Below are 24860 nucleotides of genomic sequence, written 5' to 3' on the forward strand. Positions count from 1 at the left end.
ATGCCGATTCCTTTTCGCCGGGGCAGGAGCCCCGTCGAAAAGCCCGGAACCCGCACGCGTACCTGGAGGGCGAAGCCCGGAAGGCGCTTCATCCGGGGTGCCCTTTCTTTGGGTTACTTTTCTTTGGGCAAGCAAAGAAAAGTGACTCGGCCTCCGGCAGGAGGTCGAAACGCCCGCTGCGTAGGCGGCCAGATCGCGGTAAGGCATGAGGCGATAACCGTACCCACGGCTACTGGATCCCTGCCTCCGCAGGGATGACGGCATCAATGAAACGATGAGGCGAGCACCCACCCCTCACCCCAACCCTCTCCCCGAAAGGGAGAGGGAGCAACACCGCGCGCGACAAACCCCCATCGCGAATCCCGCGACAACCCCCCGTCAACCGCCATCCCCCCGTCACGCCCAATCTCCGACAGGCGTCAATAAAGCGCCGCCGCCCCGCGTCACCCCGCGAAAACCCAGTCACACCAACACCTCCCATTGATGGCACGCCGCTTGCTATCAACAGGCCATAGGGCGCCCGCGAGCGGGTAGCCAACGTCTGGACACTGATAGGGAAAGAGATTCGCATGGCTCAGAACGAGCAAGCAGAAAGCACGGCAGCGGCGCCGAAGAAAGGAACGAACAAGGTCGTCATCTTCATGGGCGTGGCCATGCTCGCCATGGCCGGCGTCACCGGTTATCTGGTGATGAATTCACGTAACGGCGGCCACGCCGCTGCGCAGGAAGAGCCCAAGGTGGTGCTGTCCAAGCAGGAGCAGTACCTCACGATGGATCCGCCGTTTGTCGTCAACTTCAAGGACGACCAGTCCATGCGCTTCCTGCAGGTGGGTGTGAGCCTGATGTCGCATGACGCTGCTGCGCTGGCCGCCGCCAAGGACGCCGATCCGGTCATTCGCAATGCGCTGGTCATGCTGTTCAGCAGCCAGGACTACACCATCCTCAGCGACGCGGCTGGCAAGCAGAAGTTGCAGGCGCAGGCGTTGGACGCGGTGCGCAAGATTCTCGAGAAGCGCCTGGGCCGTCCGGGCGTGGAAGCGTTGTACTTCACCAGCTTCGTGATGCAGTAACGGAACCACGCCGATGAGCGACCTGCTTTCACAAGAAGAAATCGATGCCTTGCTGGACGGCGTGGAAGGTGGTGCCGTCGAAACGGGTAACGACGAGCCGTTGCCTCCCGATGCGGTGATTACGTACGACTTCACGCAGCAGGATCGCATCGTTCGTGGTCGCCTGCCGACGCTGGAGATGGTCAATGACCGTTTCGCGCGTTTCTTCCGCAGTGCGCTGTTCGGCGTGTTGCGCAAGACCTGTGAGGTATCGGTGCTCGGCGTGAAGATGGTCAAGTTCGCCGAGTACGTGCACGCACTCACTGTGCCGAGCAACCTCAACCTGGTGCGCATCAAGCCGCTGCGCGGCACGGCGCTGGTGGTGATGGAGCCGCGTCTGGTCTTCACTGTTATCGATAATTTCTTTGGCGGCGATGGTCGCTTCCATGCGCGTATCGAAGGTCGTGATTTCACGCCGACCGAGAACCGCGTGATCCAGATCGTGCTGACCGAGCTGTTCGCTTCCATGGTGGAAGCCTGGGCGCCTGTGTTGCCGTTGAACTTCGAGTACCTCAATTCGGAGATCAACCCGCAGTTCGCCAACATCGTCAGCCCCACCGAAACGGTGGTGGTGTCGAAGTTCCATATCGAGTTGGACGGCGGTGGTGGCGAAATACACCTCACCCTGCCGTACGCGATGGTCGAGCCGATCCGTACGCTGCTCGATGCCGGCGTGCAGAGCGACCGCGTTGACCGTGATCACCGCTGGGCCGAAACGCTACAGGACGAAGTGATCGATGCCGAGGTGGAGCTGAGTTCGCTCCTGCTTGAAACCCGCTTGAGCATCGGCGAGTTCCTGCGCCTTCGTCCGGGCGATGTGATTCCCATCCAACTGCCGGAGTTCAGCACGGTCTTCGCCGAGGACGTGCCGATCTTCCGCGGCATCTATGGCCAGAACAACGGCCGCACTGCTGTTCGCTTCCATGCACAGACCGGCCGCCGCGAAGTGCGCCTGTCGACTGAAACCACCCTGGAGATTGACCCCGCATGATCCCGCCCAATGACGCCGTCTTGGCCACCCAGCGCGTCGAGTTCGACCAGCTCAACGCCCCCGTAGGCGATGGTGCCGAAGTCAATCTCGACATGATCCTCGATGTACCGGTCACGCTTGCCATGGAAGTGGGCCGTACGCGCATCAGCATTCGCAACCTGCTGCAGCTCAACCAGGGCTCGGTGGTGGAACTGGACCGTTCCGCCGGCGAACCGTTGGACGTGTTCGTCAACGGCACGCTGGTGGCACACGGTGAAGTGGTGGTGATCAACGAACGTTTCGGTATCCGCCTCACCGACGTGATCAGCCCGGCCGAACGCGTTCGCAAGCTGCGGTGAGCCTGATGTTCCTTGCCATGGTCGTTCCTGTCGCCGCACCGGAGATCAACGTCGGCGGTGAATTGGTACGCGTGCTGGTGAGCCTGGTCGGCATCATCGCGCTCATCTTTGTGGCCGGCTGGTTCAGTCGCCGGCTGCAGGCGCGCGCGACGCCGGGTGGTCGCCGCATGCGCTGCGTGGAAACCATGGCGGTGGGCGCACGCGATCGCCTGATGCTGGTCGAAGCGGACGGTAAGCGTTTGCTGATCGGCATGGGTCAGGGCGGCATGCGCACGTTGCACGTGTATGAGGGTGCGGCGCCTGCGCCGGAAGCCAATCCGCAACCGCCGATCACGCCGTTCGGCGATGTACTGGCCCGTTGGAAGCGCAAGTGATGAAGTCGTTCCGCTGGATTCTCGTGGCCATCCTGCTGATGAGCCCGCTGTTGGCCTGGGCTGCGCCGGCCATGCCCACCATGCCTTCCATGCCGCAGATGCCCGCATCGGGCGCCGGCATTCCGGTGTTGACGGTGCAGAACGCGCCGGGCGGCGCGCAGAACTGGACGCTGTCGCTGCAGCTGCTGGCGCTGATGACGGTGCTCACGTTCTTGCCGGCCGTGTTGCTGATGATGACGTCGTTCACGCGCATCATGATCGTGCTCAGCTTTCTGCGTCAGGCACTTGGCACGCAGTCCACGCCGTCGAACCAGATCCTGCTTGGCCTGTCGCTGTTCCTGACGTTGTTCGTGATGTCGCCGGTGCTTAACCACGCCTATGCCGACGGCGTGAAGCCTTACATGGATGGCCAGATGTCCGCCGAGCAGGCTGTGCCGGCTGCGGCCGCGCCGTTCAAGCGCTTCATGCTGGACCAGACGCGCGAGGCGGATCTGCAGTTGTTCACGCATCTAGCGAATGAACAGCCCTATGCCAGCAAGGACGACGTGCCATTCCGCGTGGCGATGCCCGCGTTCGTCACCAGTGAGCTGAAGACCGCGTTCCAGATGGGCTTTCTGCTGTTTATCCCGTTTCTGATCATCGACATGGTGGTGGCCAGCGTGCTGATGTCGATGGGCATGATGATGGTGTCGCCCACCATCATCTCGTTGCCGTTCAAGATCATGTTGTTTGTGCTGGTCGACGGCTGGACGTTGCTGTTGGGCACGTTGGCGGGGAGCTTCTACACATGACGCCTGAATCCGTCATCGAGTTCGGCCAGCACGCGCTTTACGTCGCCATGATGGTGGCTGCGCCGTTGCTGCTTACGGCATTGGCGGTGGGCTTGATCATTGGCGTGGTGCAGGCCGCCACGCAGATCAACGAAATGACGCTCAGCTTCATCCCGAAAGTGATCGCCATGGCGGCGGTCGCGCTGATCGCAGGTCCGTGGATGCTGCGCACGCTGGTGCAGTTCACCCGGCAGTTGATCGAAAGCCTGCCCGGGGCGGTGAAATGACCACGGTGCAACTCGCCGAAATACAGGGGTTGATCGGCTCGCTGCTGTGGGCGATGGCCCGCGTCAGTGGCCTGTTCTTGATGGCCCCCGTGTTTGGCGACGCGGTGCTGCCGCAGCGTATTCGTCTCGCGTTGATGGTGATGCTCGCGTTTGTGCTGGCACCGTTGGCGCCGACCAGCATCAACCCGATGACGGCGGATGGCATCGCCACCTTGGTGAGCCAACTGCTGATGGGTGCCGCCATCGGCTTTGTATTGAAACTCGCTTTCGAGGGCGTGTCGCTGGGCGGCCAGTTGGTGGGGCAGAGCATGAGCCTGGGTTTCGCTGAAACGGTGGACCCACGCGGCGGCGGCAGCTCGCCGGTGCTCAGCCAGTTCTACCTGCTGATGGTGACGCTGTTGTTCCTGGCCATGAATGGCCACCTGCAACTGATCTCGCTGTTGGCGGACAGCTTCCACACCTTGCCGCCGGGTCAGCCCGTGATCGGCACCAACGGCCTCTATGCCGTGGCGGCGTTCGCCACGCATCTGTTCGGTGGCGCCGTGCGCGTGGCCTTGCCGGCCATGACCGCGCTGCTGATGGTGAATATCGGTTTTGCCGCGATCAGTCGCGCGGCGCCGTCCATGAATCTGTTCGCGGTGGGCTTCCCCATCACGGTGACGCTGGGGTTCGTCGCGTTGTGGTTGTCGATGCACAGCGTTCCGGGCGCATTTGAGTCGTTGCAGAACAGCGCGTGGACGCTGATGCACGAGCTGGCCGGCGGTTGAGGACGACGCCATGGCCGAGAAGGACGACGATCAGGAACGCACTGAACAACCCTCCGAAAAACGCCTGAAGGAATCGCGGGAGAAGGGCGACGTTCCCCGATCGAGGGATCTGTCTGGCGCCGTGGTGGTGCTGGCGGGTGTGGCCGCGTTGATGAACGGCGGCGAGAGCTCGATGCTGCACGTGCGCCGCATCTACAGCCTAGGCCTTAGTTACGGGCGCGACGCGCTGTTCAGTGATCAATTGCCCAGCCGTGTTCTGTCGATGGCCATGCACGAAGCGCTCTCGCTGTTCGCGCCGATGGCGGTGGCGACAATGCTGGCCGCGCTGGCCGCGCCGCTGCTGCTGGGTGGCCTCAATTTCAGCGGTGAGGCATTGCAACCGAAGTTCGAGCGGCTTGACCCTATCGCCGGTCTTGGCCGCATTTTTGCCATGCGCGGCCTGGTGGAGCTGGCGAAATCATTGTTGAAGCTGCTGCTGATCGGGGCCGTGTTGGTGATGGTGCTCAAGGGTTGGCAGACCGACCTGATGTCCACCGGTCGCGGCGAAGTGGGCGCGGGCACGCTGAAGGCGATGAGCCTGCTTGGCCACGGTGCGCTGTTGTTCGGTTCCATCCTGGCGCTGATCGGCGGCGCAGATGCGCTGTACCAGAAGTTCGATCACACCAAGCGCTTGCGTATGACGCGCCAGGAGCTGAAGGACGAGTCGAAGGAAAGCGAGGGTAACCCCGAGCTCAAGGCCCGTGTTCGCCAGATGCAGTTCCAGATGGCGCGCAAGCGCATGATGCAGGAGCTCCCCAAGGCGGATGTGCTGGTGACTAACCCCAGCCACTTTGCCGTGGCGCTGCGCTATGACGACAGCCGCATGGGTGCGCCGCGCGTGATCGCCAAGGGCATGGACGAGCTGGCGCTGCAGATCCGCCTGGTCGCCGCCAGCCATCGCATTCCCGTGGTGGAGGCGCCGCCGTTGGCACGCGCTTTGTATGCCACCACTCAGCTCGACCGCGAGATTCCCTCCGTGCTCTACGTCGCCGTGGCGCAGGTGCTCGCGTACGTGTTCCAGCTCAAGCAGGCGATGTCGCGCGGTGAGCAGCCGCCGATGGCGCCGCAACCCGATGTCGATCCGGACCTGATGGGTCCCTACAAGCTCTGATGGACTAGTGATGGCAAACGCTACCGCCCTTGGCACTCTCAAGACGCTCGGACGCCGCGGCCTTGGCGCGCCGGTGATCATGCTCGCCGCGCTGGCGATGATGATGCTGCCGCTGCCGCCCTTCATCCTCGACATGCTTTTCAGCTTCAACATCGCGTTGTCGTTGGTGATCCTGCTGGCGGTGATCTACGTGATGCGTCCGTTGGAGTTCGCGGCGTTTCCGACCGTGGTGCTGATGGCGACGCTGTTGCGCCTGGCACTCAATATCGCCTCTACCCGTGTGGTGCTGCTGCATGGCCACGACGGCCCCGGCGCAGCGGGCAAGGTGATCGAGGCGTTTGGTGAGTTCGTGATCGGCGGTAATTTCGCGGTGGGCCTGGTGGTGTTCGCCATCCTCACCATCATCAACTTCGTGGTGGTGACCAAGGGTGCCACGCGTGTGTCCGAAGTGACCGCGCGCTTCACCTTGGATGCCATGCCCGGCAAGCAGATGGCCATCGACGCCGATCTCAATGCCGGTTTGCTCAACCAGGAGCAGGCACGCGAGCGTCGCCAGGAAGTGCGCGAGGAAGCGGATTTCTACGGCTCGATGGATGGCGCGTCGAAATTCGTGCGCGGCGATGCCACCGCCGGCATCCTGATCCTGATCATCAACATCGTGGGCGGTTTTTTCGTCGGCGTGCTGCAGCACGGGTTGTCGGCAGGCGAAGCGGCCAAGACGTACACGTTGCTCACCATCGGTGACGGTCTGGTGGCGCAGGTGCCGTCGCTGATGCTGTCGATCGCGACGGCTGTCATCGTGACGCGCGTATCCAAGTCCACCGACATGGGCAAGCAGCTCGTCGGCCAGTTGTTCGGCCAGCCGCGCGCGCTTGCTGTGGCCGGTGTGGTGCTGGGTGTGATGGGCATGATCCCGGGCATGCCCAACATCGCCTTTCTGTTGCTGGGTGGCACCTGCGGTGGTGCGGCCTGGTTGATGGTGAAGCGGGACCGTGAGGCGCAAGAGCGCGTGACCAAGGCCGCCACGGAAGTGGCTGCGCCGGCCGCCGCGCCGACCGAACGCCTCGAGCTGGGTTGGGAAGACGTGGCCAGCGTCGATCCGCTGGGCCTGGAAGTCGGCTACCGCCTGATTCCGCTGGTGGATACGCACCAGGGTGGCGAGCTGATGGGGCGCATCAAATCGGTGCGTCGCAAGCTGTCGCAGGAGCTTGGCTTTCTGGTGCCGGCGGTGCATATCCGCGACAACCTGGACCTGGGCCCCAACACGTATCGCATCACCCTGATGGGCGTGCCGATGGGTGAGTCGGAAGTGCACAACGATCGCCTGCTGGCGATCAACCCGGGCCGTGTGCAGGAAGGCCTGCAGGGCATCGCCACGCGCGATCCGGCATTTGGCCTGGAAGCCTTGTGGATCGAGTCCGGTCAGCGCGAGTTGGCGCAGAGCCTGGGCTACACCGTGGTTGATCCGGCGACGGTGATCGCCACGCATCTGTCGCACATCCTGCAGAGCCACGCGCACGAACTGCTCAGCCACCAGGACGTGCAGCAGTTGTTGGACCGTCTCGCCCAGACCGCGCCGAAGCTGGTGGAAGACCTGGTGCCCAAGCGCCTGTCGCTGGGCGTGGTGGTCAAGGTCATGCAGAACCTGCTGGCCGAGCGGGTGCCGATCCGCAACATGCGCTCCATTGTCGAATCCTTGGCGGAGCACGCGGGCCAGAGTCAGGATCCCGGCGCGCTCAGCGCAGCGGTACGCGTGGCGCTGGGTCGACAGATCGTGCAGGAGATCTCGGGCCTGGGCACGGAGATCCCGGTTATTACGCTGGCGCCGGAGCTGGAGCAGATCCTACTGGGGTCGCTCGCAAATGGCGGCGTGGCGGGCGCCGCGGTGGAACCGGGCCTTGCCGACCGCCTGCAACAGGGCGTTGCCGACGCCGCGCGCAAGCAGGAAATGAGCGGCGAACCGGCGGTTTTGCTGGTTGCGCCGCAGCTCCGTCCGTGGCTCGCGCGCTTCACCCGCCATGTGGCACAGAACCTGCACGTACTGGCCTACAACGAGGTGCCCGACAACCGCCGCGTGCGATTGGTGCAGGCACTGGGCCGTTAATTTCGAACAGATGAGCGAGGGACGAAGGATGCGTAGCGAGGGTGCAAAGACCGGGCTTTTGATGAGCGCAGCGAGCGTGACGCAAGGCTTGGCCATGCGGTCCCGTCATGCGCACCTCGCCCGCGTCTCGTGGAGCCAGAAGGCATGAAGATCAAGCGTTTCGTGGCCCCGGATATGCGTCAGGCCATGCGCGAAGTACGCGAAGACCAGGGCCCGGATGCGGTGATCCTGTCTACGCGCCGGATGGACGAGGGTATCGAGATCATCGCCGCCGTCGATTACGACGAGGCACTGGTACGCGAGGCCGCACGCCACGGCGCGCCGTTGGAAGTGGAGAACCGTGCGCCTGCCGTTGCGCCGGCGCCCGAAGCCCGTGCCGCTGCTACGCGACGTTCCGACGTCGCGCCGCCGCCGCTGCCGACGGCGAACCGTCGCGATGACGAAGGCGTGACGGTGTCGCTCTCTCGCCGTGCTGCTGCAGCGCGCGTGGAGCCGGTGCTGAGCAGCCGTGTCGCTGATGTTTCCGACTTGCCGGTAGTCAAAGCCGTCGCGGAGATGTCCGCGTCTGTGGACGCTGCCGTGCCCGCAGCGGCCACCGATGTGCCGGCCACGCTGCATCCACTGCTCGAACGCGCCATGCAGGACACCGCGCGCGTCCGCGCCGAGCTGGGCAGCCTGCGCGACCTGCTGGAGACGCAGTTGTCCAGCCTGATCTGGAACGATATGGAGCGCCGTCAGCCGATGCGCGCTCGCGTGTTGCGCGAAATGACCCGCCTCGGCATCGAGCCGGACGTGGCGCGCCAGTTGGTCGACGAACTGCCGGCGGATATCAATGCCGAACAGGCGCGTTACCTGCCGCTGGGCGTGTTGAGTCGCAGCTTGGCCATTGGTCCGCGGGACCATGCAGAGCGTCGCGGTGTCACCGCGCTGGTCGGCTCGACCGGCGTGGGCAAGACCACCACCATCGCCAAGCTAGCCGCACGCGCGGTGATGCGTCACGGCGCATCGCAAGTCGCGCTGGTCAGCACGGATCACTACCGCATCGGCGCGGCGGCGCAGTTGGAGCACTACGGCTGCCTGCTCGGCGTGCGTGTGTATCCCGCCTATGACGCCGACAGCCTACGCCACGTGCTGGAACTGTTGCGTGGCCATCACACCGTATTGGTGGATACCGCCGGCCTGGCCGGTGGCGATCCGCGACTGGCCGAACAACTGGACGTGCTGCGCAATGGCGGCGACCTGCGCGCCTGCCTGGTACTCGCGGCGAACGCGCATGCATCGTCACTGGACGAGGCCGTACGCGCCTACCTGCCGGTGCAGCCCAATGCCTGCATCCTGACCAAGCTCGATGAGGCGCCGAGCCTCGGCGGTGCGCTGTCGGTGCTGATCCGGCATCGGCTGGCGCTGGACTATGTAACGGATGGCCAGCGTGTGCCGGAGGACATCGCCACGGCCGACGCGCGCGTGCTGGTGTGCCGTGCCGCGCAAGCACTCAAGGGTAACGCCCCCGCGGATGACGCGGTGATGGCGGATCGTTTCGGACTGGCGGTGGCGAGCGCATGAACGGTGTTTTCGCAATGAATCAGGCGATGGGGCTGGAGAGCATGCTGCGTGCGCTGACCGAACGACAAGGACGACAGATGCCGGTGCAGGATCAGGCGTACGGACTCAGTGGCGCCGCGCCGCGCAAGCGCTGCCGCGCTATCGCAGTGGCCGGGGGCAAGGGTGGCGTGGGCAAGACCACGGTGTCAGTGAATCTGGGCATGGCGCTGGCGAAGGAGGGTCACAAGGTGATCCTGCTCGACGCGGACATGAGCCTGGCCAACATCGACGTGTTGCTGGGCCTTACGCCCACGCGCCACGTCGGCCACCTACTCGATGGCACGTGCAGCATCGAAGACCTGCTGATGAACGCGCCGCACGGCTTGAAGGTGGTGCCGGCCGGTTCGGGCACGCGCCGCCTTGCGCAGTTGGGCTCGGGCGAGCACGCCGCGGTGATCCGCGCCTTCGACGACCTCGTGTCGCCGCCGGACTATCTGCTGGTGGATACGGCCGCAGGGCTTTCCGACAACGTGGCGATGTTCGCCGCCGCGGCGGACGATGTGGTGGTGGTGGTATGCGACGAGCCGGCCTCACTGACCGACGCGTACGCCTTGCTCAAGGTACTGAGCCGGGACTTTGGCGTACGCCGCTTCCGTATGGTCGCGAACATGGTTCGCAACGTCGGCGAAGCCAAGCAGTTGCATCAGAAACTCGCAAGGGTTTGCGATCGCTTCCTCGACGTGGCGTTGGAGTTCATGGGCCATGTCCCGCACGACGAACGGCTCAAGCAGGCCATCAAGCGCCAGAGCGCGGTGGTGGATCTGTGGCCGTCGAGCCGCTCGGGGCTGGCATTCAAGCAATTGGCGGGTGCGGTCGATACATGGGGTGAACCCGAGCGACTGGGCCTGGATCGCATCGCCTTTTTCAGCAGGCAGGCCGCAGTAGCGACGGGGTGGTGACATGAGTGTGGCTTCCGAATATCTGCAACTGCAAAAGCAGAGTGCCGACGAACTGGTTCGCCAGCACGCTCCCCTGGTGCGAAGGATCGCCTATCACTTGATGGGCCGCCTGCCGCCCAGCGTGGACGTCAGCGACCTGATCCAGGCCGGCATGATCGGTTTGCTGGAGGCCGCGCGCAATTTCACCACCGGCAAAAATGCGAGCTTCGAAACGTTTGCGGGTATCCGCATCCGTGGCGCGATGCTCGATGAGTTGCGGCGTACCGACTGGACCCCACGGTCGGTGCATCGAAAAGTGCGCGAGATGGCGGAGGTCGTACGTCAGATTGAAATTGAAACCGGTGCGGATGCCGAGGACGTCGAAGTGATGCGGCGGCTGGGCATGGGTGCCGAGGAATATCACCAGGTGCTGGCGGACGCGGCGAGTGCGCGCTTGCTCAGCCTTTCCGCACCGGACGATGCGGATGGTGGCGCGGCGTTCGACGTGGCCGATGGCGACAGCCTGAGCCCCGCCGATAGCGTCGAGCACGAAGGTATGCGCGAGGCGTTGGTGGAGGCCATTGGCGGCCTGCCCGAACGCGAGCAGTTGGTGATGTCCCTGTATTACGAGGAAGAGCTGAACCTCAAGGAGATCGGCGCGGTGCTCGGGGTAACCGAGTCACGCGTCTGCCAGATCCACGGCCAGGCCATTGTGCGTCTAAGGGCGCGCATGACCGGCTGGCATGAGGGGCAGGAAAGACAGGCAGGAAAACGAAAAGGGGCGAAGGGCGGATAACGAGGACGCACATCCCAACGGTCGCTGCGCCGTGAAGGGTCGAGCAAACGCTCGGTTGTTGCGCCCTCGCAACTTGTCCCTCGTCCCTGTTTCAACTCAAGTCATACACACGCGCAGCGGAGAAAGCGTTTGGACAAGAATATGAAGATCCTCGTGGTGGACGACTTCTCCACCATGCGGCGCATCGTTCGCAACCTGCTGGTCGAGCTGGGTTTCAGCAACGGGCTGATCCAGGAAGCCGACGACGGCGAGAACGCGCTCACCATGTTGCGCAACAACGCCTTCGACATGGTGGTGACCGACTGGAACATGCCCAATATGACGGGCATCGACCTGCTGCGCGCCATTCGCGCCGAGCCCGCGCTGAAGGGCCTGCCGGTACTGATGGTGACCGCCGAGAACAACCGCGACCAGATCATCGCCGCCGCACAGGCAGGCGTGAACGGCTACATCGTCAAGCCGTTCACTGCCGTCACCCTGCAGGAAAAACTCGGCAAGATCTTCGAACGCCTGGCCGCCAGCGGAGCGAGCGCATGAACGCACAAGTCTCTCTGATGGCCGGCGAAGCGATGCCGCAAGAGCTTCACGACCTGCTGAACAGCCCGAATGGCGCCGCTTTCGAGCAGGCGCTCGATGTGCTGGTGCGTGAGCGCGAACAGCGTGTGTTCCGTGCGCTGGGCTTGCTTGCACGTGACCTGCACGATGCCGTGCGCCGCCTTGGCGGCGACTTGGCGCAGGAAGGCGTGCCGGGCAGCGTCGCCGATGCGCGCAAGCATCTGGAAGACGTGCTGGAAATGAGCTCGCAGGCCGCGCACCGCTCGCTCGATTTCGTCGAGCGCATGCGTCCGCAGGCTGAATCGCTGGCCGAAAACGCCGGCGCAGTGATCGACGGTACGTCTGAAGGCGACGTGGCGCATGTGCTGGCAAAGCAGTCGCAGTCGTTCGCGAATGCGTGCCGCGACGGTCTTGCCGACTTCGTGGTGGCGCAGTCGTGGCAGGATCTTTCGGGCCAGCGCATCAAGAAGGTCGTGAACTTCATCGGCAGCGTCGAGAACTCGCTGCTGGAACTGGTGAGCCTCACCGGCGCACTGGCGTCCGGCGAAGCGGCGGCGGGCCCGGTCAAGGTCACCAGCCAGGACGAAGCGGATCGCTTGTTGAGCGAATTTGGGTTCTGATCGATGGACCCTTCGTTTGACAGCGAGCTGCGCAACGATTTCCTGGTGGAAGCCGGGGAACTCGTGCAGCGCCTGGGTGAGCAGTTGATTGGGCTTGAAGCCGCGCCGCGCGATGCCGATCTGTTGAACGCCGTGTTCCGCGCGTTCCACACGGTAAAGGGTGGCGCGGGCTTTCTTGCCATCGAGCCGATGGTGCAGTTGTGCCATCACGCCGAAGACCTGCTCAATGTGGCGCGCAACGGGCAGTTGCTGCTCGACGCCAACCGTATGGACGCGCTGCTGGAAGCGCTGGACCTGCTCAACGACATGATGGCGGCACTGGCCGGCGGCAGCGCGATGACGATGCCGCCGCGAGCGCTGCTGCAACGCTTGATGCCTGGTCCGGCCGCTGCGCCGGCAGCACCGCCGCCGAAGCCTGTGGCGCCGCCGCCGGCCGATGGCAGCATCGACGATTCCGAATTTGAAGCGCTACTCGACAGCCTTTACGGCACGGGCGGTGCGCCAGGCGCGCCTGCGGCGTCGCCGACGGCGTCCGGCAGCATCAGTGACGACGAGTTTGAAGCCCTGCTGGACAACCTGCATGGCTCAGGCTCTGCACCGGGCGCAACAGCAGTCGCGTTGCCGGCTGCCGTATCCGGAGCGATTTCTGACGACGAGTTCGAGTCGTTGCTGGACAATCTTCACGGCAAGGGCGGTATTCCCGGGACGAACGTTTCCGTACCGGTCGCTGCGCCAGTAGCCGCGCCCGCGGCTCCGGCGGCAAAGCACGCGGCGCCCGCACCTGAAAACACCGTTCGTGTGGACACGGCGCGCCTTGATGCGCTGGTTCATCGCGCCGGCGAGTTGGTGTTGGTGCGCAACCGATTGTTGAGCCTGGCGGCAAAGACCGGCGACGAAACACTGGAGCTGGCTGCCAGCGAACTCGATCGCGTCGCCGATGCCTTGCAGAACGCCGTACTCGGCATGCGTATGCAGCCGGTGAGTCGACTGTTTCAGCGCTTTCCCCGCATCGTGCGCGACCTGTCGCGTCAGTTGGGCAAGGAAGTGGAACTGGTGCAGGAAGGTGAGGGCACCGACCTCGACCGCAGTCTGGTCGAAGCGTTGGCTGATCCCATGGTGCACTTGATCCGCAACGCGCTTGATCATGGCCTGGAAATGCCGGACGAGCGCGAGCGCGCCGGCAAGTCGCGCAAGGGTACGGTAACGCTGGGTGCGAGCCAGCGGGGCGAGCGCATCATCATCACCGTGTCTGACGACGGACGCGGCATGAACCCCGAGATCCTGCGCCGCAAGGCGGTGGAGAAGGGCGTGATCGATGAGGCGCAAGCATCACGCCTGTCCGAGAACGAATGCTATGAGCTGATCTTCCGCCCTGGCTTCAGCACGGCGGCCACGGTCTCCGACATCTCGGGGCGCGGCGTGGGCATGGACGTGGTGAAGACGCGCGTGGTCGAGCTGGGCGGCACGCTGTCGGTGCGCTCGCAGCTCGGCAAGGGCAGCGCGCTGGAACTGGCCGTGCCGCTGACGCTGGCGATCCAGCGCGTGCTGATGGTGCGCGTGGGCGCGCGCCTGCTGGCGCTGCCGTTGAGCAACGTGGACGAGGTGTTCGAACTCGCCGCGGGTCAGCAACAACAACTCGATGGCCGCGCCGTGGCCTCGCACCGTGGTCGCGCGCTGGCGCTGGCGGATCTCGGCGGCTGGATCGGTGTGGATGGGCCTGCGGGACGCCACGTGGTGGTGCTGCATATCGGCCATATGCGTCTGGGCTGCCTGGTGCATGAGGTGCTGGGCCGTGAAGACGTGATGGTGAAACCGCTTGGCCCCCTGTTTGAAGGCGTGCCTGCCGTAGCAGGCGCGACCGTTACCGGCGATGGCCGTCTGGCGCTGGTGATGGATCTTGCCGGTTTGTCCGGCAGCGACGGCCAACTCCTCCCCAATCTTCGTGTAGCGACCTGACATGGACCTGGTAAGTCTCATCGGTACGATCCTGGCCTTCGTGGTCGTGATCGTCGGCACCATCCTCAAGGGTTCCAGCGTGGAAGCGCTGTGGAATCCCGCCGCGTTCGTCATCGTGTTTCTCGGCACCATCGCGGCGTTGCTGGTGCAGAACTCCGGCAAGGTGCTCAAACACGCCATCGCGATGTTCCCGCTGGTGTACAAGCCACCGCAGCACCAGCCATCGGACCTGATCAGCCGCATTGTCGGCTGGAGCGAAATTTCACGCCGCCAAGGCTTGCTGGGCCTGGAGCCGCAGATCGATTCGGAAAACGACACCTTTACGCGCAAGGGCCTGCAGTTGCTGGTCGACGGCAGCGAGCCGGACGCCATCCGCGGTGTGCTGGAAGTGGAAGTGGGTGCGCGCGAACACCATGACCTTGTCGCCGCCAAGGTGTTCGAGAGCGCCGGCATCTTCTCGCCCACCATGGGCATCATCGGCGCCGTGATGGGCCTGATGGCGGTGATGCAGAACCTTGCCGACCCCAGCAAGCTCGGTCACGGCATCGCCGCCGCCTTCGTCGCCACCATCTACGGCGTGGCTCTGGCCAACTTGTGGATGTTGCCGATGGCTGCCCGCTTGAAGAGTTTGATCCACAAGCAGACGCAGATGCGCGAAATCCTGATCGAGGGCCTGGTGTCGATCGCCGAAGGCGCGAACCCGCGCCAGATCGAAGCCAAGCTTCAGGGTTACCTGGCGTAACCGGGGCGAGCATCGTGGCCAGGAAGAAAAAACATCACGAAGATCACGTCAATCACGAGGCATGGGCCATCCCCTATGCCGACCTGATGACGTTGCTGCTCGCCTTTTTCGTGGTGATGTACGCGGTGTCGGTGGTGAACGAAGGCAAGTACCGCGTGATGTCCAACTCCATCATCGAGGCGTTCAACGGCTCCAGCCACGTGATTGCTCCGATGCCGCAGACGCGCGCGCAGCCGCACAACGTCGATCCGGCTATCGCCTCGCCACAAACGCAGCCCGGCGCGGCGACCACGCCGGTGAGCGTGCCGATTCCTGCGCGCCCGCAGCTCGTCCGCGCGAGCGATATGCGTTCGGCGTCGCAGAGCGATGAAAGGCGCAACCTGGAAGTGATCCGCGATCAGGTGCAGCGCGCGTTGCAGCCGCTGATCGACAAGAAGATGGTAATCGTGCGCAAGACCACCTCGTGGTTGGAGATAGAGCTGCGCACTGACATCCTCTTCCAGAGCGGCGCCGCCAAGCTTTCACCGGAGGCGATGGATGCGCTGGACAACATGGCGTCCATCCTCAAGCCGTTTCCCAATCCCGTACGCGTAGAGGGTTACACGGACGATCGTCCGATCAACACCTCGCTGTATCCGTCGAACTGGGAGCTGTCCGCTGCGCGTGCAGCAAGCGTGGCGCGCCTGTTCTCGGAGCAGGGCGTGGAGCCTTCGCGCCTGGGCATCATGGGCTGGGGCGAATTCCGTCCTACTGCCGACAATGGAACCGAAGACGGCCGTAACCACAATCGACGCGTGCTTATCGTGGTGCTGAGCGAAGACAACGCGCCGAAGCGCTTCTACAACGATGCGCAGAACGCGGGTCAGTTGACGGTCGACAATGCCGCCGCACCGGCATCCGCCGCATCGGTTGCTGCGGCGGTGACGGCGCCTGTGCTGACGAGTGCGACGCCCGCCGCGAACGTCCCTGGGGCGGTGCCAACCATCGAAGTGGTCGCGCCTCGGCCGATCGATGCCGTGCCGGTGAACAAGGTGATCCTGGCCCGACCCACGCACACCGCCCAACAGGACGGCGACGCCAAACCGGAGCTGGCGCCGCAGGCTCCCATACCCGATATGGCGGCCGGCGCTATCACTGTCGGCGCCGCCCGCGTGACCTCGCCGGAGCATGGTCCATGAATTGCATGCTTGAAGTACCGACCGTCAAGGTCACCACAGGGGAGTCGCTGCCATGACCCGGAACACTCAAGACTGGCTGTCTTTCCGCATCGGTGGGCAGATGTATGCCGCACCCCTGACACAGGTAAGCGAAGTGCTCCGCGATGGCGAGCTGACGCCTGTGCCGGGCTCAGCTTCCGATCTGCTGGGTATCCGGCATCTGCGTGGCCGCATCGTGCCCGTGCTGGATGGCCGTCGCCGCCTTGGCTTGTCCGAGGAAGGGCGTGCCGATCCGTTCCAGGTGCGCCAGGTGATGCTTTCGTACGGCGTGCATCTGGTGGGCATCCGCGTGGACGCCATCGGTGACCTGTTGTCGGCTGCCGCCAATGACATCGCGCCGCCGCTGCCTGGCGGTTCAGCGCGCGATGACGATCCCGTGAACGGCGTATTGCCCTCGCAGGGCGGCTTTGTGGCACTTCTTGACGTACGCCGTCTATGTCGCCTGCCGCTGGAGCACGAAGCGGCCTGACCTTTCCGGCGCCGGTCGCGGCTATCCTTGCGACACCGGGGGCAACATGGTTGCCCCCGGTCCAGTCCATGGTGGAGAGGAGACCGGCCCATGTCGTCGCAAGACCCTGTATTGCCGGTTGCGTCGGCGAGTCAACGCGCGGTCGTCATCATCGCCGCGGCCTGCGTGCTGGCGCTGCTTTATTTCGGGCGAGAGGTATTGGTCCCGATCGTTCTCGCATTATTTCTCAGCCTGCTGATGGCGCCTTGGGTGCGCTTGTACCGGCGCGTCGGTTTGGGACACACCACGTCAGTGCTTATCGCCGTGGTGGCGTTGGTCGTCGTGGTCAGCGGCCTGGCCACGATGATGGGTACGCAGGTGGTCCACGTGGCACGCAGCCTGCCGCAGTACGAGGTGACTATCCGCACCAAGGTGCAATCGCTGCGCGAAGAAACGCTTGGCCGATTGGATCTGCTGCAGGGTGAGTTGGGCAAGGTGATGGACAACACGGGGCAGGGCACGGCGCCTGCGCAGGCTGGCACGACCGCGTCGCCTTTCGTTGCGCCGCCTTACCTCACCAATGCCCCAGCCGAATCAAAGGGTGCGCAGCCGTCTGTCAAGGTTCCATCCACGCCGATCGGACTCGTCACTCGTTTGCTGTCCACCGCGTGGGTGCCGGTGGAAACCGCGGGCATCGTGCTGGTGGTGCTGATTTTCGTGCTGCTGGAGCACGAATCCCTACGTGATCGCTTCATCCGTTTGGCGGGTGGCACCGATCTGCGCGCGACAACGGCCGCTATCAACGATGCGGGCGAGCGATTGTCGCGTTTCTTTATTTCTACTTTCTCGGTCAATTTCAGCGTCGGCGTGGCGATCTGGCTCGGCCTGACGGTGATCGGCGTTCCTAGTGCGCCGCTGTGGGGAGCGCTGACGGCAGCGTTGCGTTTCGTGCCTTACATCGGCGTGTGGATGGTGGCGGCGCTGGTCTGCCTGTTTGCGGCAGCGGTGTCGCCCGGCTGGTCGCTGCTGGTGATGACGGTGGTGCTCTATCTCGTGGTGGAGATCGTGGTATCCCAGCTCATCGAGCCGTTTCTCTACGGACACACGACGGGTCTTTCGCCGTTGGCGGTGGTAGTGGCGGCCATTTTCTGGAGCTGGCTGTGGGGTCCGGTGGGTCTGCTGATGTCCACGCCGCTCACGCTGTGCCTGGTAGTGGCGGGACGCCACGTGAAAGCGCTGGACCTGCTCAACATTCTGCTGGGCGACGCGCCGGCGCTCACCATGCCGCAGCGCGTGTACCAGCGCGCGTTGTCTGGCGACGCCGGGGAGATCATCAGCGAGGCACGCGAGTTCCTGAAACGCAAAAGCTTCGCCGCTTACTGCGATGCCGTGTTGCTGCCAGCGCTGCAGCTGGCCCGCGTCGACCTTACCGCTGGCGCCATCAACGCCGCGCAGCAGACATCGGTGAAGCGGACCATCGTGACGGTGGTGGAAGCACTCGATAGTCACGAGAGCAAATGGACGCGGTGGCGCCGACGCGCCTCCGTGCTCGACGGCACAAGCATCGGTCGCAGCTTGCGACAGCACCGCGAAGATGCCTTTGGTCGCTGGCAAGGGCCATTGACCGTTCCTGCTGGCTCCGTGGTGTTGTGCCTGGGCCTGGGCTCGGTTGCCGACGATCTCGCCACCGAGCTGCTGACGCGGATCCTGCGCGACCTGCATATCGACGCGCGCCATCTGTCCATCGAGGACTTCACGTCGTTCGATGACGAGCCGCATCCCGATGCCACGCCCGATGCCGTCTCGATGGTCTATCTGGTGAGCACCCTTCCCATCGTTGAACGGGGTGTCTTCGGCGACGCCGTCGGCACGGTGCGCAGCAGCATCCCAGAGGCATGTATCGTCGGTGTGTTGTTCTCGGAGCCGTTGGTGACGACCGAAGCGGAGTTGCCCGTCAACGCTGACGTCAATGAAGTGGTCCGGTCACTGGAGCAGGCTGCGCAACAGGCGATTGCACGTTTCCCCTCGGGAAGTGCCGCTGCAGCGTGAGCGCCAGGGCCTTTTAACGCTTGATCGGGAACTGCATGTTCAGACCGAAAAAGAGCTGGAAGTGCGGCACCGCGACACCTTCGCGCGCTACGGTGAACTGCGGTTCGGCAAAGAAGTTGTACGTGGTGCCGGCGCTGTCGCGCCACACCTTGCCGGTACCGATGCCGATGGGAAGGTAGTGGGTACCTGCGTGCAGATCCCAGTTCCATGTCGCCGTGCTTCGTAGATACCAGCCGCGCGGCAGGTTGTAGATGAAGAACGGCTGCGCTTGCAGGTTGTTCTGCGTGGGCCGGTTGCTTGAGCCGGCAAAGGAGTGTTGCCACGTCACCAGTCCGCCGACGAGCCCCCACGGCTGCGGTGATATGGCCAGCACCGCAAGTCCCCCCTGCCATTTACCCGTACCGGTGAGATCAGAGCCTGCGGTGGGCGCTGTCAATTGCGGACCTACACCCATCTCGAATGGCCCGGCCTTGAACAAGGCCACGTCGAAGACATTCAGGTCGCCCACGTTGGTGGTGCGGCCATTGGGTTGGATGCTCGGCGTGGTCGTCACCGGCAGGGTGGCGCGCAATAGTTGCGGCAAGCCGAACAGCTTGAGCGGCAGCGCGCCGCGCAGCAGGAACGCGTTGGCATCGGCTCCATTGGTGTTGTAGTAGCTGCCCGTGTAGTCGTCTTGCAGGTTCAGGGCTACGGAGGGCTGCAACGGGTTGTTGGCGGCGTTCATTTCGTCGCTGGACTGGGCATGTGCGAGCGGCGTGCTCAGCAGCATCGGCCATGCAAGGAAGGTCATGGTCTTTCTTGATATACGCATGGTCTCGACCCTTGGTATCCCACTCCATGATGGGTGCCTCGTCGAAGACATGTCATGCGTATTTCTACTTGCCTCTGCTGCGTAGATCTTCGCTTGTCCGTACGGGTACGGGAAGCCACGCTTTACCTCGCCAAAGCGCCCACGCGGCCGGCTTTAGCCCTTTCCCTCCGTCTTAGCAGCTATCTTATGAAACGACTTCTATCCACATTCCTTTTGTTGGCTGCCACGGCGGCGGTACCTGCCTTCGCCACCGAGGGTGGTGTGGGTAAAGCGATCACCGGGCTTCAGGCAACTTCCTATGCGGGTCTGGTGCCACCAACGCCCGGTTGGAACTGGGAGGTTGGCTACGGCTACTACAGCGGCAGCATCGGTGCGTCGAAGGAAGTGCCGATTGCGGGTGGTGGTTCGGCATTAGGCGTCAAGGCCGAATTCCAGCTGGCGTCGTTCGTTGGCATGTACATCTGGAATACCAAGCCGTCATCGTGGAATTTCGCCTCGATGGTGGACGTGCCTTTCGCTTATGTGAACGTCAACGCCAACGCGCGCTTCGGGCCGTTTTCCGCCAGCAAGACAGACAGCGCGACAGGCCTTTACGACGCAAGCTTCGCTCCGGTGATTGCCAGCCACCATTTCAGTCAGACGCAGCACATGTCGCTGGCGCTGTACATCGAAGCGCCCACGGGAAGCTACACCAAGGGTGCGCTCGCCAATGACAGCCTCAACGTTTGGGTGTTCTCCCCCACGATCGGCTATACGCAGTTGTTCGATAAGGGCTCGTTGGAGTGGAGCACGACCAGTGCGGTGGACTTCTACACGAGGGACAACGCGACGAACTATCAGAACGGCCCGGTCTTCCGCATCGACTCACTGTTGGTGAAGCGTTTTCCAACGGGCTGGGGTGTCGGCGCCGTGGGTGGATGGATCTACCAGTTGGAGAAGGATTCCGGCCCGCTGGCCGACCGCTTGGATGGCTTCAAGGGGCATTCACTGGCCATTGGCCCCATGGTGAATTATCTGAAGAAGTGGCAGGGCGGCCAGGTCGAGTTCTCTCTGCGCTGGCTGCATGAGTTCGACGTCCAGAATCGTACTCAGGGCAATCCGGCGATGCTCACGGCAACCATTTCACTCTAACGTGCCGGATAGGAAAGTTAAGGAAGGCCGCCTTGGGGCGGCCTTCGTCGTTTTCGGCTCAGGCATGGCCGCCGACGTAGCGTCGGCAATGATCCAGATAGTCGCGCTCGTGCATCGAGAGTAGACCGGTGACGGCTTGCCACAACCATGATGGGGCATCGAGCGTGCGTGAATGATTGCGCTTTAGCTCCTGGCACCACGATTTGCGCGCGGCCGCATCCATTTGCCGTGCATGCGCGCGACCGACGACATGCGCGAGAAATGCCGCCACGCGCCGCGCCTGCTTCTGTCGCAAGCGCGCGATGTCGATCTTCAGATCCTGCGGTAGCAGCTCACGGACGAATACGGGCTTGTCGAGCAGGCGCGCCGGCCGCATCCGATTTCCCAGTGCAGGAGAGAGGTGTTGCGCGGCGAGCACGACGCGCTCGGCGGGATCGCGCGGCATGCGCACATTCTTTGCGCGCGGCGCGATGGATGCCGTCGCCTCCTTGATGTCGATCAGGCAGAGGTCGTCGCCTTCCACCACATTGCCGTCCACATCAAGTAATACGGCGTAGCGTAGTTTTCCGAGCGAGCTGCAGCCTTTACGCCAGTAGGCGGCGTCGAGCACGTTCACCTTGCCCTGGGGTTCGCGGTGGCGAAGTTGCGTGGCGAGTTCGTCGAGCTGTTGTTCGCGGAAGATCGACTGAATCGCTTTGCGTTCTTTGAGCGTGAGGGGCCAGAACTCCTTGCCCAACGGAAGCTCGAGTTGCATGCCGGCCAGGCGTTCGCGCGCCAGCGATTTCCAGTTGCGCTGCACGGCCTGCTTCATCACCAGCTTGATCACGCCGGGCATCGTTGGTTCGTCATCATCCGTTTCCGGGAAGGCTGCCTCATAGCCGTCGAGCATGGCTTCCATCATGTTGGCGGTGATGATGCCCGGCAGGTCCGAGCCGCGTGCAGACATGGCGAGTGAAAGCGCAAGACGCACAAGGTCGTGCGCGGGATTGCCGATCACGCTTTGGTCGAAGTCGCGAATCTGGATCTTCACCTTGCCGCGATCGTCAGCGACGGGGCCGATATTGCCGATATGGCAGTCGCCGCAGATCCAGATGGCGGGTCCTGCGGGAAGATGGGGCGCCGCGCGCGAATCAAGCCATTCGTAGAACTGCGCCGTGTTGCCGCGCACATAGGCGTGGGCGGACCGCGCCATCTTGGTGTTGCGGCGCTCGATCAGCGCGTCTTGTCGTTTCGAGGGCGATACAGCGGCATTCTTTGGACGGGCCATAAGCAGCTCCGTAGGGACGAAAACCACTCTCGCGGATCAAGGATGAAGGACATGTCATGTTCTTCGCATGGGTAGTACCGCGAAAAACGGGCGTTCAGCGTCGGTGCTCGATCGCAGGCTGCGCGACGATGCGTTATCCGTGCAGGGATGCCAGGCCGATCAGTGCGGGTCCGCCGCATCGTAGATGCAAGAGAGGACGGCAGCGGCAGCGGCGTAGAGCGTGGCAGGCACCTCCTGCTTTAGTCGCAGCGAGGCCAGCAGCGCGGCCATCTGTGGATCCTGGTGCAACGGGATGCCAAGTGCGCGTGCACGTGCGAGGAGTGTTTCCAGCGACTCGGGCGGAAGGGTCACCGGCGTGGCCGGCGCATCGTTCGGGCCGCCGGAAAGGCGCAGTGTGACGCGTCGCCGTGCGGGAGGCAGGGTGTTGCTCATGCCGTGGTCCTCAGCAGGATCGCACTGTGTTGGCCGCTCAATTGCGGCATGCCTTGCTGGCAGGTGAGCTGGTCAAGGGTCAGGCCACTCGACGACAGCGTCTGACGCAGCGTGCCGAACTGCTGCTCCAGTCGCTGCACGGTGTCGGCGCGTTCGGCCCACAGGCGCACCGACAGGCGAAGTGCCCGCAGTTGCAGCTCGCCTTGGATCGGACCTAGCGACGGCAAGTCGATAGCGAAGCCGAGCGTCCACGATGACCCGCTGTCGGCATCGCCCTGCTGCAGGTGTACCTGCAGGATGTCGTGCCCATCCTCACCCTGCAGCGGAATCTCGATCATCCAGGCGGATGTCGTGGTCGCTTCCAACTGCGCGACTTCCACGCGTGCGAGCGCCGCATGCACTTCGCCATGCAGGCGGCTGAGCAGGGCGTCGACGTCGTCGTCCAGCAATGACAGCGGCAGGGGCGCGCGAGGCTGCGCCTGCACACCGCGTTGCTGCAGGGGCGGCGGCGTTTCGCTGGACGTGGGTGCGGGGCGGCGCGCGGGCAGGTAGTCGTCGAGCAGGCTGGCCAGGCGAAGCAGCGCACCCTTCCAGTCTTCCTGGCTCAGCCCAGCCATGTCGAGGTGCGGTTCCGCCAACTCGGATTCCAGGAACAGGCCGCTGCGCTTGATAGCCTCCTCCAGGCCTTCGCCACGGGTGATCTCGGCCGGCGTGCGTACGCCGTGTTCCAGCATGGCCAGCGCCGGCCGCAGATAGGCGGGCAACTGGCGCAGCGCGGGACGCTGGGACAAGGCGTCGAGCGTGGCGAGCAGTGGGGCGTAGCCGTTCTGCTGGGGCAGGCGCTCGCGCATGGCCTGTTGCGTGGCGGGCTCGGGCGTCTGCGCGCTGATCACCTCCAGCATCGGCTGCGCGCCCAAAGTGAGTACACGCACCTGGAACTGGGAGGGCAGCTGGCCTTTGGGCGCCTCGGTCTCGACGGCGAGGGCGCCAATCTGCAGCACCATCATCCCGTCGGGATTGATCCCCAGCGGGCGCGCAGAAAGCACGGTACCGATGCGCCAGCTCTCGGCGGCGCTGCCTGAGGCGGCGCCGGCCCAGGCAAGGGCTGCGAGGCTGGTGGGTTGAATGATCAATCGTGGCTCCTTGCGCGCATGGCGTCGTGCGCGCGCCCTTCCGTGCCATGAAGATCGGCCGGCCTCGGAAAAACTTGAGGACCATTTTGCCCAGGGCCTGTTAGCGCCATTGGCGTGGCCCGCGCTGGGATCTTTTTCTTTTTGCCCGCCAGACAAGGAAGAACGAGGGAGTGTACGTCCGTACACGACTGAGTGATGACGCGGTATGGCGGGCAAAAAGACCCAGCCCGAAGGGTTGCTTGTCCGTAGCCACTCGGCGGCAGCGCGCGGCTTGACCTGGCAGCCAGCCAGGCCTGCGCCACGCCCCACCGCCCAGCGGCTACGGACAAGCAACGCGGGCTACGCCAATGGCGTTAACAGGCCCTAGCCCAAATCGGGCGGTATGGGGCCGGGATCGCTAAAGCGGATAGGCGTATGGCCGATAAACCACCCGTAGACGCCCGCAGGGTGGGCGAAAGGACCAGCACGATGGGCAGCAAGACGACGGGTGGGGGCAAGGGCGGGGTGCGCGTGATCGCGTTGCCTGCCGACTTCCGGCTCGGCAGCGTGGCCGACGTCAAGGCAGCGCTGATCGAGGCGTTCGACGCGCCCGGCGCGCAGTTGGACGGTGCCGCCGTGGAACGCGTGGACACCGCCGCACTGCAGTTGCTGGTGGCGTTCCGTCGCGAGGCGACGGCACGCGGCCAGTCGCCCGCGTGGCTGGGAGTGAGCGATGTCATGCGCGAGGCAGCCGGTGTGCTCGGCCTGGCGCAGGTTCTGGAATTGCCGGCGGCGATGTCGGCCTGAAACTGAGGTGGAAGATGGCAAAGATTCTTGCGGTGGACGATTCGGCTTCGATGCGCGGCATGGTGGCCTTCACCTTGCGCAATGCGGGTCACGATGTGAGCGAGGCCGAGAACGGCCAGCTGGCGCTCGATGCGGCCAAGGGTGGCAGCTTTGACCTGGTGCTGGCCGACGTGAACATGCCGGTGATGGACGGCATCAGCATGGTGCGCGAATTGCGCACGCTGCCGGCCTACAAGGGCGTACCCATCCTGATGCTGACCACCGAGTCGCATACGGATAAGAAGATGGAAGGCAAGGCTGCCGGCGCTACCGGTTGGCTGGTGAAGCCGTTCGACCCTGAGCAGTTGCTTGCAACCGTCAAGCGCGTCCTAGGTTAAAGGTCACCAACAGAACTACTGCGCGATCGCGAAGCGGGCGCGGTCGGTGCTCGGAATCCTCATGTACCCACGTACATTCCGGTTCCTGCGCGCCGCCCACGCCCACCTCGCGACCGCTCGCTACGTTCTGTTGGCGACTTTGGATAATCGCATTCAGCTAGAGAAGTGAC

At 64.0% G+C, this 24860-nt stretch carries 26 protein-coding genes and 1 other RNA gene; 23 read left to right on the forward strand and 4 right to left on the reverse strand.

Annotation, left to right across the window (positions count from 1 at the left end; genetic code table 11):
* The first annotated feature begins 569 nt into the window (after positions 1 to 569).
* The 19 genes from DyAD56_RS16115 (at position 570) to DyAD56_RS16205 (ending at position 18753) form a co-directional block, all read left to right on the forward strand.
* Entirely contained in the window at positions 570 to 1070 is a 501-nt protein-coding gene (locus tag DyAD56_RS16115) for a flagellar basal body-associated FliL family protein (protein WP_102303799.1), read from the forward strand.
* 13 nt (positions 1071 to 1083) lie between these two features.
* Positions 1084 to 2100 carry a flagellar motor switch protein FliM gene (gene fliM / locus DyAD56_RS16120; protein WP_102303800.1) on the forward strand — a complete coding sequence of 339 codons (1017 nt, stop codon included), beginning with the start codon at positions 1084 to 1086 and terminating at the stop codon, positions 2098 to 2100.
* Positions 2097 to 2438 (forward strand): flagellar motor switch protein FliN, encoded by a 342-nt coding sequence (gene fliN, locus DyAD56_RS16125; RefSeq protein WP_102303801.1) that lies wholly within the window; start codon positions 2097 to 2099, stop codon positions 2436 to 2438. Before fliM ends, fliN begins: the two co-directional genes overlap by 4 nt.
* 5 nt (positions 2439 to 2443) lie before the next feature.
* Positions 2444 to 2812 carry a flagellar biosynthetic protein FliO gene (gene fliO / locus DyAD56_RS16130; protein WP_102304006.1) on the forward strand — a complete coding sequence of 123 codons (369 nt, stop codon included), beginning with the start codon at positions 2444 to 2446 and terminating at the stop codon, positions 2810 to 2812.
* A complete protein-coding gene (fliP, locus tag DyAD56_RS16135) occupies positions 2812 to 3603 on the forward strand; it encodes a flagellar type III secretion system pore protein FliP (RefSeq protein ID WP_102303802.1) in 792 nt (263 codons plus the stop codon). The genes fliO and fliP overlap by 1 nt, the downstream gene beginning before the upstream one ends.
* Complete coding sequence (gene fliQ, locus DyAD56_RS16140; RefSeq protein WP_019466569.1) at positions 3600 to 3869, forward strand: flagellar biosynthesis protein FliQ; 270 nt, start codon at positions 3600 to 3602, stop codon at positions 3867 to 3869. The genes fliP and fliQ overlap by 4 nt, the downstream gene beginning before the upstream one ends.
* Positions 3866 to 4636, forward strand: a complete 771-nt coding sequence (fliR, locus tag DyAD56_RS16145) for a flagellar biosynthetic protein FliR (protein WP_102303803.1) — start codon at positions 3866 to 3868, stop codon at positions 4634 to 4636. The genes fliQ and fliR overlap by 4 nt, the downstream gene beginning before the upstream one ends.
* Positions 4637 to 4646: 10 nt before the next feature.
* A complete protein-coding gene (gene flhB, locus DyAD56_RS16150; RefSeq protein WP_102303804.1) occupies positions 4647 to 5786 on the forward strand; it encodes a flagellar biosynthesis protein FlhB in 1140 nt (379 codons plus the stop codon).
* Between the two features lie 10 nt (positions 5787 to 5796).
* Positions 5797 to 7890, forward strand: coding sequence for a flagellar biosynthesis protein FlhA (gene flhA / locus DyAD56_RS16155; RefSeq protein WP_102303805.1), 2094 nt, complete (start codon positions 5797 to 5799; stop codon positions 7888 to 7890).
* Positions 7891 to 8034: 144 nt separating this feature from the next.
* Positions 8035 to 9453 carry a flagellar biosynthesis protein FlhF gene (gene flhF / locus DyAD56_RS16160; protein ID WP_102303806.1) on the forward strand — a complete coding sequence of 473 codons (1419 nt, stop codon included), beginning with the start codon at positions 8035 to 8037 and terminating at the stop codon, positions 9451 to 9453.
* A 14-nt stretch (positions 9454 to 9467) separates the two neighbouring features.
* Positions 9468 to 10391, forward strand: a complete 924-nt coding sequence (locus tag DyAD56_RS16165; RefSeq protein ID WP_102303807.1) for a P-loop NTPase — start codon at positions 9468 to 9470, stop codon at positions 10389 to 10391.
* A gap of 1 nt (position 10392) precedes the next feature.
* A complete protein-coding gene (locus DyAD56_RS16170) occupies positions 10393 to 11166 on the forward strand; it encodes an RNA polymerase sigma factor FliA (RefSeq protein WP_102303808.1) in 774 nt (257 codons plus the stop codon).
* Positions 11167 to 11295: 129 nt separating this feature from the next.
* Positions 11296 to 11703, forward strand: coding sequence for a chemotaxis response regulator CheY (gene cheY, locus DyAD56_RS16175; RefSeq protein ID WP_102303809.1), 408 nt, complete (start codon positions 11296 to 11298; stop codon positions 11701 to 11703).
* Positions 11700 to 12341, forward strand: coding sequence for a protein phosphatase CheZ (locus tag DyAD56_RS16180; protein WP_102303810.1), 642 nt, complete (start codon positions 11700 to 11702; stop codon positions 12339 to 12341). The genes cheY and DyAD56_RS16180 overlap by 4 nt, the downstream gene beginning before the upstream one ends.
* 3 nt (positions 12342 to 12344) lie before the next feature.
* Entirely contained in the window at positions 12345 to 14297 is a 1953-nt protein-coding gene (locus tag DyAD56_RS16185) for a chemotaxis protein CheA (protein WP_102303811.1), read from the forward strand.
* A gap of 1 nt (position 14298) precedes the next feature.
* Positions 14299 to 15039, forward strand: a complete 741-nt coding sequence (locus DyAD56_RS16190; RefSeq protein WP_102303812.1) for a flagellar motor protein — start codon at positions 14299 to 14301, stop codon at positions 15037 to 15039.
* A 14-nt stretch (positions 15040 to 15053) separates the two neighbouring features.
* Positions 15054 to 16217 (forward strand): flagellar motor protein MotD, encoded by a 1164-nt coding sequence (gene motD / locus DyAD56_RS16195; RefSeq protein ID WP_102303813.1) that lies wholly within the window; start codon positions 15054 to 15056, stop codon positions 16215 to 16217.
* 52 nt (positions 16218 to 16269) lie between these two features.
* The gene (locus DyAD56_RS16200) at positions 16270 to 16725 is read left to right on the forward strand and encodes a chemotaxis protein CheW (protein WP_102303814.1); all 456 of its coding nucleotides are present in this window, start codon (positions 16270 to 16272) and stop codon (positions 16723 to 16725) included.
* A gap of 90 nt (positions 16726 to 16815) precedes the next feature.
* On the forward strand, positions 16816 to 18753 hold the full coding sequence (locus DyAD56_RS16205; RefSeq protein WP_102303815.1) for an AI-2E family transporter: 1938 nt from the start codon (positions 16816 to 16818) through the stop codon (positions 18751 to 18753).
* 13 nt (positions 18754 to 18766) lie between these two features.
* On the opposite strand, the gene DyAD56_RS16210 is transcribed toward DyAD56_RS16205, so the two are convergent.
* Complete coding sequence (locus tag DyAD56_RS16210; protein ID WP_102303816.1) at positions 18767 to 19543, reverse strand: hypothetical protein; 777 nt, start codon at positions 19541 to 19543, stop codon at positions 18767 to 18769.
* 207 nt (positions 19544 to 19750) lie between these two features.
* Here DyAD56_RS16210 and DyAD56_RS16215 point away from each other — a divergent pair, with 207 nt between their 5' ends.
* Positions 19751 to 20695 carry a transporter gene (locus DyAD56_RS16215; RefSeq protein WP_158241368.1) on the forward strand — a complete coding sequence of 315 codons (945 nt, stop codon included), beginning with the start codon at positions 19751 to 19753 and terminating at the stop codon, positions 20693 to 20695.
* 58 nt (positions 20696 to 20753) lie between these two features.
* Here DyAD56_RS16215 and DyAD56_RS16220 read toward each other — a convergent pair whose 3' ends face one another.
* The 3 genes from DyAD56_RS16220 to DyAD56_RS16230 all read right to left on the reverse strand — a co-directional run bounded on the left by DyAD56_RS16220 (position 20754) and on the right by DyAD56_RS16230 (position 23527).
* Positions 20754 to 21962, reverse strand: a complete 1209-nt coding sequence (locus DyAD56_RS16220; RefSeq protein ID WP_102303818.1) for a DUF2252 family protein — start codon at positions 21960 to 21962, stop codon at positions 20754 to 20756.
* Positions 21963 to 22121: 159 nt separating this feature from the next.
* Positions 22122 to 22394 (reverse strand): flagellar biosynthesis protein, encoded by a 273-nt coding sequence (locus DyAD56_RS16225; protein WP_102303819.1) that lies wholly within the window; start codon positions 22392 to 22394, stop codon positions 22122 to 22124.
* Positions 22391 to 23527 carry a flagellar hook-length control protein FliK gene (locus DyAD56_RS16230; protein ID WP_102303820.1) on the reverse strand — a complete coding sequence of 379 codons (1137 nt, stop codon included), beginning with the start codon at positions 23525 to 23527 and terminating at the stop codon, positions 22391 to 22393. Before DyAD56_RS16230 ends, DyAD56_RS16225 begins: the two co-directional genes overlap by 4 nt.
* Positions 23528 to 23995: 468 nt before the next feature.
* On the opposite strand from DyAD56_RS16230, the gene DyAD56_RS16235 reads away from it, so the two are divergent.
* The 3 genes from DyAD56_RS16235 to DyAD56_RS16245 all read left to right on the forward strand — a co-directional run bounded on the left by DyAD56_RS16235 (position 23996) and on the right by DyAD56_RS16245 (position 24826).
* On the forward strand, positions 23996 to 24313 hold the full coding sequence (locus DyAD56_RS16235) for an STAS domain-containing protein (RefSeq protein ID WP_102303821.1): 318 nt from the start codon (positions 23996 to 23998) through the stop codon (positions 24311 to 24313).
* 14 nt (positions 24314 to 24327) lie between these two features.
* The gene (locus tag DyAD56_RS16240; RefSeq protein WP_019466590.1) at positions 24328 to 24690 is read left to right on the forward strand and encodes a response regulator; all 363 of its coding nucleotides are present in this window, start codon (positions 24328 to 24330) and stop codon (positions 24688 to 24690) included.
* Positions 24691 to 24751: 61 nt separating this feature from the next.
* Positions 24752 to 24826: non-coding RNA, sX9 sRNA (locus DyAD56_RS16245), on the forward strand.
* Positions 24827 to 24860: the final 34 nt, after the last annotated feature.

Origin of the sequence: Dyella sp. AD56 (genome assembly GCF_002878475.1) — a bacterium.
Classification (GTDB): Bacteria; Pseudomonadota; Gammaproteobacteria; order Xanthomonadales; family Rhodanobacteraceae; genus Dyella.